The 12459-nt window shown below is 65.3% G+C and carries 12 protein-coding genes; 4 read left to right on the top strand and 8 right to left on the bottom strand.

Annotated elements, in window-relative coordinates:
- Positions 1-13: 13 nt before the first annotated feature.
- Positions 14-1420 (bottom strand): MFS transporter, encoded by a 1407-nt coding sequence (locus B4F51_RS03070; protein ID WP_296223619.1) that lies wholly within the window; start codon positions 1418-1420, stop codon positions 14-16.
- Positions 1421-1557: 137 nt separating this feature from the next.
- Here B4F51_RS03070 and B4F51_RS03065 point away from each other — a divergent pair, with 137 nt between their 5' ends.
- Positions 1558-2442 carry a LysR family transcriptional regulator gene (locus B4F51_RS03065; protein WP_296223618.1) on the top strand — a complete coding sequence of 295 codons (885 nt, stop codon included), beginning with the start codon at positions 1558-1560 and terminating at the stop codon, positions 2440-2442.
- Between the two features lie 65 nt (positions 2443-2507).
- Here B4F51_RS03065 and B4F51_RS03060 read toward each other — a convergent pair whose 3' ends face one another.
- Complete coding sequence (locus tag B4F51_RS03060) at positions 2508-3113, bottom strand: ferritin-like domain-containing protein (protein WP_296223617.1); 606 nt, start codon at positions 3111-3113, stop codon at positions 2508-2510.
- Positions 3114-3306: 193 nt separating this feature from the next.
- Here B4F51_RS03060 and B4F51_RS03055 point away from each other — a divergent pair, with 193 nt between their 5' ends.
- From B4F51_RS03055 to argH, 3 genes are all read left to right on the top strand, one after another.
- Positions 3307-3951: an RNA polymerase sigma factor gene (locus tag B4F51_RS03055; protein ID WP_296223616.1), complete on the top strand. Its 645-nt coding sequence runs from the start codon at positions 3307-3309 to the stop codon at positions 3949-3951.
- Positions 3951-4670, top strand: a complete 720-nt coding sequence (locus B4F51_RS03050; RefSeq protein WP_296223615.1) for an anti-sigma factor — start codon at positions 3951-3953, stop codon at positions 4668-4670. The genes B4F51_RS03055 and B4F51_RS03050 overlap by 1 nt, the downstream gene beginning before the upstream one ends.
- Before the next feature lie 106 nt (positions 4671-4776).
- On the top strand, positions 4777-6192 hold the full coding sequence (gene argH, locus B4F51_RS03045; RefSeq protein ID WP_296223614.1) for an argininosuccinate lyase: 1416 nt from the start codon (positions 4777-4779) through the stop codon (positions 6190-6192).
- 72 nt (positions 6193-6264) lie between these two features.
- Here the strand turns inward: argH and B4F51_RS03040 are convergent, their stop codons facing one another.
- From B4F51_RS03040 to B4F51_RS03015, 6 genes are all read right to left on the bottom strand, one after another.
- Positions 6265-8544: an arginine/lysine/ornithine decarboxylase gene (locus tag B4F51_RS03040; RefSeq protein WP_296223613.1), complete on the bottom strand. Its 2280-nt coding sequence runs from the start codon at positions 8542-8544 to the stop codon at positions 6265-6267.
- A 65-nt stretch (positions 8545-8609) separates the two neighbouring features.
- A complete protein-coding gene (gene dcd, locus B4F51_RS03035; protein WP_012762552.1) occupies positions 8610-9176 on the bottom strand; it encodes a dCTP deaminase in 567 nt (188 codons plus the stop codon).
- Positions 9177-9341: 165 nt separating this feature from the next.
- Entirely contained in the window at positions 9342-10217 is an 876-nt protein-coding gene (locus B4F51_RS03030) for a formate dehydrogenase accessory sulfurtransferase FdhD (RefSeq protein ID WP_296223612.1), read from the bottom strand.
- Positions 10218-10310: 93 nt separating this feature from the next.
- A complete protein-coding gene (locus B4F51_RS03025) occupies positions 10311-10853 on the bottom strand; it encodes a superoxide dismutase family protein (RefSeq protein ID WP_296223611.1) in 543 nt (180 codons plus the stop codon).
- A gap of 78 nt (positions 10854-10931) precedes the next feature.
- Positions 10932-11261, bottom strand: a complete 330-nt coding sequence (locus B4F51_RS03020; RefSeq protein WP_296223610.1) for a hypothetical protein — start codon at positions 11259-11261, stop codon at positions 10932-10934.
- Positions 11262-11296: 35 nt separating this feature from the next.
- Positions 11297-12451 (bottom strand): formate dehydrogenase subunit gamma, encoded by a 1155-nt coding sequence (locus tag B4F51_RS03015; protein ID WP_296223609.1) that lies wholly within the window; start codon positions 12449-12451, stop codon positions 11297-11299.
- Positions 12452-12459 lie beyond the last annotated feature (8 nt).

Here is a 12459-nt window from a genome sequence, read left to right as displayed (position 1 = left end):
GGCAAGCGGCTGATCACGCCAATGCGGCGGCGGGGCGACGGCTGATCCACGCCATCGCCACCGCGCCGGTGTAGGACACCGCCATCAGGCCGAACACCGTCGGTAGCGCGCGTACCACGTCGGGCACCACGGTGACGACCGCGCCTGCCGCCGCCACGCCCAGCAGACTGCCGGTCTGACGTGCGGCATTGAGCAGCCCAGACGCCGTGCCCGCCAGTTCGCCCGGCGCCGCAGCGAGGATGGTGGACGTCATGGGCGCGATCGCCAGCGCGGTACCGCCACCGTACGCCACCGTCGCCGCGCAGACCAACCACAGCGGCGCATGCGCGGTGAGCGCGGCCGACGTTGCCAGCAAACCCATTCCGCCGATCACGAGGCCGCTCAGCATCATGCTGGGCATCGAAAAGCGCGCCATCAGCTTGCCCGCGAAGATGTTGCCCGCCGACAGGCTGAACGCCATCGGCAGCAGCGTGAGGCCGGTCTGGCGTGCGCTGAAGTGCTCGACGTTCTGCAAGTGCAGACTCAGCACGAACAGCGCGCCGTAGTAGCCGAAATTCAACAGGAAACCCACGCCGTTGACCGCGCCCAGCGTCCGATGCGCGAACCACGCCAGGGGCACCAGCGGCGCGCGCACCCGACGTTCGGCCCACACGAACAGCATGCCGGCGGCCACGGTCAGCAGTGCGGCGCCCCACACCCACGGCGACTGCACACCGCGCACCGGCCACTCGATGGCCGCAAAACACAACGCCGCGAGCATTGCCGTGCTGGTCACCTGCCCCGCCCAATCGAACGGGCGTGCGCGCGAAAGCTGCACATGGCGCACGATCACCCACGTGCCCAGCATGCCGGCCACGCCCAGCGGCACGTTGATGAGAAACGCGCTGCGCCACCCGTATGCGTCGACCAGCACACCGCCCAGCGCCGGGCCCACCGCCGCCGCAGTCGCCACAATGCCGCCCCACAGGCCGATGGCCCATGCGCGCTCGCGCGGATCTTCAAACGTCGCGCGCACGAGCGACAGTGAACTCGGCAGGAACATCGCCGCGCCCACGCCTTGCAGAACGCGCGCTGCAATCAGCGCAGCCACCGACGGCGCCAGCCCACACGCGGCGGAAGCAGCAATGAACACGGCCATGCCGGCCAGAAACACCGTGCGCGCGCCGATGCGGTCACTCAACAGGCCGCCCGTGAGGATGAAGGCGGCAAAGGCGAGCGTGTAGGCATCGACGATCCACGCGAGTTCGGCAATGCTGCTATGCAGGCTGTCACGCATGGCGATGAGTGCCACGTTGACGACCGTCGTGTCGAGCACTGCCATGAAGACCCCCGAGGTGAGGATGGCCAGCGTGGCATTGCGGCGCCAGCGGCTCAGATCGGCAGCAGGCGGCGCGACAGGAATGGCGGTGCAGGATGGCATGGCGGAACCCCCGGCGGAATCGTTTGGCAATTTCATGTGGCCAAGTGTAGGCTTGGCAAAGCATGCAAAAAAGCAGCGTTTATGCGGCAGAGCAATGCATTTATGCATCACCAAACAACACAGCAACGGAGCCAAACGTGAACTGGGACAACGCGCGCATCTTTCTGGCCGTGGCGCGCACAGGCACGCTGCGCGGCGCGGCACAGCGGCTGGGCGTGGACCAGGCCACCGTCGGCCGCCGCATCGCCGCGCTGGAGGCGGAACTTTCAGCCAAGCTGTTCCTGAGGACTTCGACGGCGCTGGTGCTCACAACCGCCGGTGAAGCGCTGCTCGGCCCGGCCGAAGCCATGGAGCAGGCCGCACACACGATCGAACGCCGCATTGCGGGCACGGACGAGCAACTCGCCGGCACTATCCGCGTGGCGACCACCGATACGCTGGCCGCCGCGTTCGTGCTGCCGGCCATTGCGCAACTGCGGCAGAAACACCCAGGCATCGACATCGTCTGCCTGGTGTCCAAGAGCATCGCCAATCTCACCAAGCGCGAAGCGGACGTCGCGGTGCGCACGCTACGGCCGGACGCGCCGGACCTGATCGCGCGGCGCATCGCACAATTGGAAACCGGCATCTACGCCAGCCGCGCTTACGTGGCGGCGCGCGGCATGCCGGAAGAAGGCAGCGCGTTTGCGGGGCACGACCTTGTGCTATATCCGCGCAACGAAACGCCCTGGTTCTGGGAAGAGCTGTGCGGCGAACCGATCTCACGCGGGCGCGTGGTACTGCAGACCGGCTCCGCCATGGCGATCTTCGAAGCGGTGGCTGCGGGCATCGGCATGACCGAGCTGGTCTGCTGCCGAGCTGATCCGCATCCTCAACTGGTACGCGTCATGCCCAGCCGCCGCCGGTTTCAGGACGTCTGGCTGGTCACGCACGCCGATCTGCACAAGACCGCTCGCGTGCGCGCCCTCATGGATTGCATCGTCGCCGCCTTCGATGCCTACAAAAAAGCCGCCACACCATAACGAGCGGACGGCGCGGCGGCCAGCGTCCGCCCCTCTACCGGACGGACACTGCAGAAGTTTCCGGCTCAGCCGACGAATGCCACCGGCACCGGGTCTTCACCCAGCACCGAAAGCAGCACGGCCCAGTGCATGGCTTCATCGCCCATGATGCTGGCGGCGGCCTTGGTCAGATCGCGCGTGTAGAAATTCGGCATCACGCCCACATAAGCCGAGGTGGCGCCCTTCTCCAGCCCAGCAGCAAAGCGCAGCACGTCGGCCTGCGTCTTCAACTGACTGACCGGAAAGTTGTATTCGGCGGTCTTCTTGGCCATCACCGGCGTGCCGCCCATCTTGGACACCGTACCCGCCAGCACCTGCGCGTGTGCCTTGTGGTGCCCCTGGAACTTGACAGCCGTATCCAGCACAGGCTTTTGCAGCAGACCGCTCTCGGCCCCAACCTGATATGCGGCGATGGCCTGGTACTCCAGCCCCAGCGCCACGTTCAGGATGTTGATGTCATCCTTTACGCTGCCCGACTGGGTCTGTGCCCATGCCGGCATCGACTGCCCCAGCGATACCGCCGCCAGCGAGCCTAGCGCCATCAGCCCCGGCGCGCGTAGCAGCACGCGGCGCCGCGCGTCGATGCGCGGGGTGTCTGCATCGAACAGCTCACCATCTTTGGTCGTATCCATCGTTGCACTCCTTGCGTTCATGGGAGGAGGCACAGCCCTTCTCGGGTCGTGCCGTCGGCGTTTGTCCAGCGCCTGCCCGCTTATACGAAGGTCATCGTCAAACGGATGCAAACCGCAGCGCGCCCCCCGTGAATTGCCCCGACGGCCCCGCTTTCTTCCTACACTTTGGGCAGGCCCCTCCACAAAGCCACCCGTGCTGACCTTCCAACGCACCGCCCCAGACCACGCAGCACCAGACGCCGACACACCGCCGGCGTCCACAGGCCGTGCCCAGAGCGCCGAGGCGGAAGAGCTGACCGCCCTGCTGCAACGCATCGGCCTGGGCGAGCGCGACGCCCTGCGCACGCTCTACACGCGCTGTGCGCCGAAACTGTTTGGGCTCGCGCTGCGTATCTTGGTCAGGAAAGACTGGGCCGAGGACGTCTTGCAAGAAAGCTTCGTCAACATCTGGCGCCACGCCGGCGATTACCGCCCCCACATGGCCGCCCCCATGACGTGGATGACCACCATCGTGCGCAACCGCGCACTCGATTGCCTGCGCAGGCAGCGTGCCGAACGTGTGCAGGAATCCGTGCCGCTGGATGACACCTACGCCGATGTCCTGGCAGACCACGCCCCTGGCCCGGCCGACCTCGCGCTCGCCGGCCAGCAGGCCCGCGCGCTGGCCGAATGCCTCAAGCGCCTGGACCCGAAGCAACGCGAGGTGGTGTCGCAGGCGTATCTGCGTGACCTGTCGCACAGCGAGCTGGCGCAGACGTTGTCGCTGCCGCTGGGCACCGTCAAGTCGTGGATGCGGCGCGGCCTGGAGCGCCTGCGCGAATGTTTAGGAGCGCCGTGATGGACCCGCGCCGCTACCCAGAGCTCGTCGACAAGCTGGCTGCCGAATACGCGGTCGGCACGTTGCGCGCCGGTGCACGCCGCCGCTTCGAGCAGATCATTCGCCACGACGACGCAGTGCGTGCCACGGTCGAGCGCTGGCAACGCTATCTGGCCGACCTGCCCGCATTGCAGCCGGCCACGGCCCCGTTGCCGGAAATCCTCTGCCGCGTGGAAGTGCAGCTTGGCTGGCGCGACCCGGCGCCGCCGCGGAAAGCCCTTTGGCAACGGCTTTGGCAAGGCACCGGCTTCTGGCGCGGCGCCACCGTAATCGCCGCCGTGGTCGCGGCGGTGGCGATCGGGCTGAACCTGCGGCTGGCGCAGCAATTGCGCGAGGCGCCTGTCGCCAACGCCGTTGCCGTGCTGCAGGACGCGCAGGCCCAGGCGGCCGTGCTCGTCACCTGGGATGCGCGCACCGGCACGCTATCGCTCAAGCGGCTGGATGCCACGCCGCTCAACACTGAACAGGCCTTGCAACTCTGGGCGCTGCCGCCCGGCGGGCATCCTCAGTCACTTGGGGTGATAGGGCACCAGCGCGCCGTGCGGCTGACGGTAGCGCAGCCGTTGCGGCAGGTGCCCGCACTGGCCATCAGCGTGGAACCGCGTGGCGGCTCACCCAATCCGGAGGGGCCGACCGGGCCGGTCATCTTCAAGGGCGCGCTGATCGACAACACGCTTTAGCCAGCTCTGGCGCGGGGGCTGAAAGGCCCGCCGGGCGATATAATCGCGGTTTCCTGAATTCGCGGCCGGCGCGTCCTGCCGTCCGCCCTCCTCCAGCTGTCCGCCCATGACCTCCCAACTCGCCAAGAAGGCCGAAGCGTGGTCCGCCCGCTTTAACGAGCCGGTGTCCGATCTTGTCAAGCGCTATACCGCGTCGGTGTTCTTCGACAAGCGCCTCGCACTGTTCGACATCCAGGGCTCGCTCGCGCACGCAGCCATGCTCGCCAAGCAGGGCATCATCGCCGAGGCCGACCGCGCCGCGATTGAGAAAGGCATGACGCAGATCCGCCAGGAGATCGAAGCCGGCGCGTTCGAGTGGAAGCTCGATCTGGAAGACGTGCACCTGAACATCGAAGCGCGCCTGACCGCGCTGGCGGGCGACGCCGGCAAGCGCCTGCACACCGGCCGCTCGCGCAACGACCAGGTCGCCACCGACATCCGCCTGTGGCTGCGCAGCGAGATTGACAACATCGTCGGTTTGCTCAAAGCCTTGCGCGGTGCCCTGCTGGACTTGGCCGAGCTGCATGCCGGCACCATCGTCCCAGGCTTCACGCACCTGCAGGTCGCGCAGCCCGTCACGTTCGGCCACCACCTGCTGGCTTATGTGGAAATGTTCACGCGCGATACCGAGCGCATGCTCGACGCCCGCCGCCGCGTCAACCGCCTGCCGCTGGGCGCCGCCGCGCTGGCCGGCACAAGCTACCCGATCGATCGCGAATTCGTCGCGCAGCAACTGGGCTTTGACGGCGTATGCCGCAATTCGCTGGATGCCGTGTCCGACCGCGACTTCGCCATCGAATTCTGCGCCGCAGCCGCGCTCATCATGACGCACGTCTCGCGCTTCTCTGAAGAACTGGTGCTGTGGATGAGCCCGCGTGTGGGCTTTATCGACATTGCCGACCGCTTCTGCACCGGCAGCTCGATCATGCCGCAGAAGAAGAACCCCGACGTGCCTGAACTGGCGCGCGGCAAGACCGGCCGCGTCAACGGCCACCTGATCGGCCTGCTCACGCTGATGAAGGGCCAACCGCTGGCCTACAACAAGGACAACCAGGAAGACAAGGAACCGCTGTTCGACACGGTGGATACCGTGGCCGACACGCTGCGCATCTTTGCCGACATGGTGCCGGGCATCACCGTCAAGGCCGACGCCATGCGCGCTGCCGCGCTGCAGGGCTACGCCACCGCCACCGACCTGGCCGACTACCTGGTCAAGCGCGGCCTGCCCTTCCGCGATGCACACGAAGCCGTGGCCCACGCGGTGCGCGCCTGCGACGATCTGCGCTGCGACTTGGCTGACCTGTCGGTCGCGCAATTGCGTGACATCAGCGGCCTGGGCGACAAGGCCAATCTGATCGGCGACGACGTGCACGCGGTGCTGACACTGGAAGGCTCGGTGGCTTCGCGCAACCACATCGGCGGGACAGCGCCGGAACAGGTGAAGCAGGCCATCGCGTTTGCACGCGCCGCGCTGGCCGAATAAGCCGTCGCGACGCTCCAAGCAAAAACGCCGCGCAATGATTTGCGCGGCGTTTTGCTTTTGTACGACCCGAACTTAACGCACGCAGTCGACGAAGTACCCCATCTTGCCGTCGACCTCCTCTTCGACCAGCCCGTGGATATCGGTCTCGAAGCCCGGGAACAGTTTGTTGAACTCACGCGCAAACTGCAGGTACTGCACGATCGTCTTATTGAAGCGCTCGCCAGGAATCAGCAGCGGAATGCCCGGCGGATACGGCGTCAGCAAGATGGCGGTGATGCGGCCTTCCAGATCGTCGATGCCGACGCGCTCGGTTTCGCGGTGCGCCATCTTGGCCCAGGCGTCGGACGGCTTCATCGCCGGTTCCATGTTCGACAGGTACATCTCGGTCGTCACGCGGGCCACGTCGTTGGCCTGGTAGACGCTGTGGATGCTGTCGCACAACTCACGCAAGCCGATGCGCTCGTACTGCGGATGCTGGCGCACGAACTCCGGCAGCACACGCCACAGTGGCTGGTTGTTGTCATAGTCGTCCTTGAATTGCTGCAGCTCGGTCACCATCGAGTTCCAGCGGCCCTTGGTGATGCCGATGGTGAACATGATGAAGAACGAGTACAGGCCAGTCTTTTCGACGATGATGCCGTGCTCGGCCAGATAGCGCGTGACGATGGCCGCCGGGATACCCGAATCGCTGAACTTGCCGTCCACGTCCAGGCCCGGGGTGATGATGGTGGCCTTGATCGGGTCAAGCAGGTTGAAGTCTTCAGCCAGGTTGCCAAAGCCATGCCAGCGCTCGTTGGCCTTGAGCATCCATGCTTCGCGGTCTTCGATGCCTTCGTCGGACAGGTCGTTCGGGCCCCAGACCTTGAACCACCAGTCGTCGCCGCGTCCATTGCCGCCATTCGTGCCGACGTATTCCTGCTCCACCTTGCGCATGGCGCGGCGGAAATCCAGCGCTTCGGCAATGCTCTCCTCTACCAGCGCAGTGCCGCCCGGCGCTTCCATCATCGCCGCGGCGACGTCGCACGACGCAATGATCGAGTATTGCGGGCTCGTCGACGTGTGCATCAGATACGCCTCGTTGAAGCGGTACGTATCGAGCTTGCGCGTCTCGGAGTCCTGCACGAGGATCTGCGACGCCTGCGACAGACCGGCCAGCAGCTTGTGCGTGCTCTGCGTGGCAAACACCAGCGCGTCCTTGCTTCGCGGACGGCCGTGGCCGATGGCGTGCATGTCCTCGTAGAACGGGTGGAACGACGCGTGCGGCAGCCAGGCCTCGTCAAAGTGCAGCGTGTCGATTTCGGTCGACAGCATGCTCTTGATCATCTCGGCGTTGTACAGCACGCCGTCGTACGTGCCCTGCGTGATGGTCAGGATGCGCGGCTTCTTGTTCTTGGCCTGGCTGGCGAACGGGTGATCGGCGATCTTCTTGGCAATCGTCTCGGGCTCGAACTCGCTCTTCGGGATCGGACCGATGATGCCGAAATGGTTGCGCGTCGGCATCAGGAAGACCGGGATCGCGCCCGTCATCATGATCGCGTGCAGGATCGACTTATGGCAGTTGCGGTCCACCACCACGATGTCGCCGGGTGCCACGTTGGCATGCCACACCATCTTGTTCGACGTGGACGTGCCGTTGGTCACGAAGAACATGTGGTCGGAGCCGAAGATGCGCGCGGCATTACGCTCGGACGCGGCCACGGGGCCGGTGTGGTCGAGCAATTGGCCGAGCTCTTCCACGGCGTTGCAGACATCGGCGCGCAGCATGTTCTCGCCGAAGAACTGGTGGAACACCTGACCCACCGGGCTCTTGAGGAACGCCACGCCGCCCGAGTGCCCCGGGCAGTGCCACGAATACGAACTGTCCTGCGCGTAGTCGATCAGCGCCTTGAAAAACGGCGGCGGCAGCGAGTCCAGATAGTTGCGCGCTTCACGGATGATGTGCCGGGCCACGAACTCGGGCGTGTCCTCGAACATGTGGATGAAGCCGTGCAGCTCGCGCAGCACGTCGTTCGGCAGGTGACGCGAGGTGCGCGTCTCGCCGTACAGGAAGATCGGAATGTCGGCATTGCGGCGGCGCACTTCGGCCACGAAGGCGCGCAGGTTCTCGACGGCTTCCGGTTCGGGCTTTTCGTTGTCCGGGTTGATGAATTCGTCGTCGTCGATCGAGACGATGAAGGTGGACGCACGGCTGGACTGTTGCGCGAACGAGGTCAGGTCACCATAGCTGGTGAGGCCCGTGACCTCCATGCCCTCTTCTTCAATGGCCTGCGCGAGCGCGCGAATGCCCGACCCGGAGATGTTCTCGGAGCGGAAATCCTCGTCGATGATGATGACGGGAAAGCGGAATTTCATCGGAGTTCCTTGACAGATGAAACAAAAGACACCGCTCCGGACGCGCGGAAACGGAAAACGAAAAACTAGGTCTTGGGCAGCGTGACGCCGTGCTGACCCTGGTACTTGCCACCACGATCCTTGTACGAGGTCTCGCACTCCTCGTCGCTCTCGAAGAACAGCACCTGCGCGCAGCCCTCGCCGGCGTAGATCTTGGCGGGCAGCGGTGTGGTGTTCGAGAACTCCAGCGTCACATAGCCTTCCCATTCGGGCTCGAACGGCGTGACATTGACGATGATCCCGCAGCGCGCATACGTGCTCTTGCCCAGACACACCGTGAGCACCGTGCGCGGGATACGGAAGTACTCCATCGTGCGGGCCAGCGCGAACGAGTTCGGCGGGATGATGCACACATCGCCCTTGAAGTCGACAAACGACTTCTCGTCGAAGTTCTTCGGGTCGACGATGGTGCTGTTGATGTTGGTGAAGATCTTGAATTCGTCGGCGCAGCGGATGTCGTAGCCGTAGCTCGACGTGCCGTAGGAGACGATGCGGCGGCCTTCGGACTCGCGCACCTGACCAGGCTCGAACGGCTCGATCATGCCGTGCTGCTCTGCCATGCGGCGGATCCACTTGTCGGATTTGATGCTCATGGAGCGTCCAGGTACCTTTGGATGAACAAATGGGGGCAGGCTTCGCGGTGCGAAAACTGTCCCCATTTGGTCACGGCAGCAGGGCCGGGCGGCGCTCAAGAACGCGGATTGTACTCCCAAACCCGTGACGGGAAACCCCGCGCGGGCTCATGGCTTGCACTGGCCTTACCGACCGGATTCCACAGCCTGCGGCAGCTCCCCGCGCGGGCCAACCACGCCGGCCATCTCCGCCTCGGCGATGAACCGGTCGCGGCCGGTGTAGAGCAAAAAGTGCCGCCCGGTGCACCGCGCAAACAGCGTCAGATTGACCCGCTGCGCCATCTGGTAGCCCATCTGCGTGACGCCGGAGCGCGACAGCAGGAACGGAATGCCCATCTGCGCGCCCTTGATGACCATCTCTGACGTCAAACGCCCGGTGGTGTAGAAAATCTTGTCGCCGCCATCCATCCCTTCCAGCCACATGCGGCCGGCGATGGCGTCCACGGCATTGTGGCGGCCAACGTCTTCGATGAAGATCAGCAATTCGCCTTGCGCGTCGAACAGCGCGCAGCCGTGCACTGAACCCGCCTGCTTGTAAATCGACTGCTGCAGCCGAATGGTGTCAACCACGCGGTACAGCGTGCTCTGCGTCATGCGCGCCTCGGGGCTCAGGTGGATGGCGTCGATCTCATCCATCAGCGAACCGAACACAGTGCCTTGCCCGCAGCCCGTGGTGACGGTGCGGCGCGCGGTCTTTTCTTCCAGATCGGCAATGCCGGCACGGGTGGTGACAGCGGCGGATTCGGTCTCCCAGTCGACCTGCACGGCGGCGATCTCTTCAACGCTGCCGACGAGGCGCTGGTTGCGCAGGTAGCCGAGCACGAGGGCCTCTGGCGCGCCGCCCAGCGTCATCAGGGTGACGAGCTCGCGCTTGTCGAGGTAGACCGTAAGCGGCCGCTCGCCGGGGATGTAGACGGCGCGCGCGCGGCCCAGCTCGTCGAGCACATCAACCTCATCGAGCAAGGGGACGGAAGCGTTGGTCAGTTCGGGGCGCAGCGGCATTGGGGTCTGTTCAAATAAAAATGCGCACGGCAAGCGTGCGCATTGGTATGCGGCCGGCGCCCGCCAAAGCAGGCGCCGCGTGCGGGCCCAGTCTTAGTTGGCCACGATCACGCCGCAGGCGATGCGCCCGCCGGAATTGCCGGTGGGCTGGGTCACATAGTCATCCTTGCCGGAGTGCACGACCAGCGCATGGCCGACTAGGCTGGTAGACCCTGGCGTAAGCGTCACGCCGGAGAGGACGATGGAGCCGACGGCCTTGCCGTTGGCATCGGATTGCAGCATCGGGATGTCGCCGGCGTGGTGCGGCCCGCTGCGCGGGTCACCATGTTGCTGGCCGGTCGGGTTGAAGTGGCCACCTGCGCTCATGCCGTCGGCCGAGGAGCAATCGCCCTTCTCATGTACGTGGAAACCGAACATGCCGTTGGCCGGCAGGCCGGAAATGTCCACGGCCATGGCAACCCGATTGTCGCCCTGCTGCACCAGCTTCACGCTACCTTGCACAGTGCTGCCGCTCTTGGCCGCCAGCACGGCCGAAGCCGCCATGGCTCCGTCGGCCGCCTTGGCCGTCGACGCGGTATTCGATGCGCAGCCAGCCATTAGGCCGATCACGGCAAGTCCAATCATGAGTTGCTTCATGTGTCACCTCCAGTCAGGGTTCACTTGCGAGCGGACGATTGTACTGCCGGATGATGAACTCGCAACATCGGCGCCGGATCAGCCTTTGGCGGCTGGTGCCGGCGCGGCGGGGGGCGCAGCCGGTGCGGGAGGCACGAACGGCCCCGGATCAGCGCACGGTGCCCCCGATTGCGTATGTGCCCCCTTGCCACTGGCCTGATAGGCCGCTGCCGCCTTGTCCTGCGCTTTGCACAACTGGAACGCGGCCACCTTGTCGCTCCAGGCAGCCTTGGCCTTGTCCACCACCGCCTTGGCCTTCTGTTCTTCGGTGGGCGCCGGCAGCTTGGCGCCGGCCGCCGCGCTCGCCAAACCCAACACGGCGGCAGCAAGCGTCATACCGACGGCGCGCGTCATTGCAGAGAAATGCATGGTGAGGTTCCTTGAATCGATGGCGGTCGGCCGCATCACGGCTTGGCGGGCTGTTCGCTCGGCGCCGGCGGCGCGGGCGGTTGCGAGCGCTGTGCCGGAATCTTGCCAGCCTTGATGTCGTCGTACCAGAGCTCGTGGTGCTCCTTGGCCCAGGCCTCGTCGACGTAACCGTCGCGCATGGCGCGGTAGGCACCCTCCATGCCGATCGTGCCCATGTAGATATGCCCCAGCGAGAGACAAATCATGCCCACCGCCGCGATGGCGTGGATGATCTCGGCCAGTTGCATCGTGCTGCGGTAGTAGTCAACGCCCGGGACGATGCGGTCGAGTACCCAGCCCGAGGCCGACAGGATCAGCCCGAACAGGACGAGGCCGCCCCAGAACCAGAGTTTCTCACCGGCATTGAAGCGGTGCGACGGCGGCTCGTGCCCCCCGCCAAACAAGCCGCCTGCCTTGAGCACCCATTGCAGGTCGATCCCGCGCGGCAGGTTGTCCCGCACCCACATGACAAACGCCACGATGATGCTGACCGTGAACAACGGCCCGATCAGGTTGTGCAGATTCTTCAGCACATAGGTCAGCCAGCCGAACAACTGGTGACCCAGGATCGGCAACAGGAAATGCTTGCCCCACAGCATGACGATGCCCGACACGCCCAGCGTGACGAACGAGATGGCCATAGTCCAGTGCACATAGCGCTCAGTGGGAGTGAAGCGTTCGATCTTGCGGCCCGTGGGCGCTTCCTTCAGGCGAATCTGGCCCTTCCACAGGAAGAAGCCCAGGATGGCCAGCGGCACAAGCACGATCAGCCAACCGCCCCACACCGTGATGACGCCGTTGCGGAATAGTCGCCATTTCTGGCCGGTGCGCTGGATCAGCACGCCGGCCTCCAGCCCGGGAATGCTCGCGTAGTGCGCTTGATCGGAATTCACCTCGCGCCAGACCGGCGCGTTGTTGCCGGGCTGATCGACGCGACGCGCCTTCTGGTCTTGCGCCTCTTTGGCAAGATCACGCTTGGTCAGGTTGAAGACGTTTTCCGAAACGACGTTGGAAAACGGCTGTGCCGGCTGCACCGCCGGATTGACAGGCGCCGCACCGGCGGGCGCGCTGGCTGGCTGCTGCGCACCAGCGATTGCCGCCATGCCGCCGAGCAGCACCGCCATCGCCCAGTGTTTCCAAGAAGTGCCCATGGATGGAC

The organism is Ralstonia sp. UBA689 (genome assembly GCF_002298975.1).
Lineage (GTDB): Bacteria > Pseudomonadota > Gammaproteobacteria > Burkholderiales > Burkholderiaceae > Ralstonia.
This window is presented reverse-complemented; position numbering and strand designations above follow the sequence as displayed.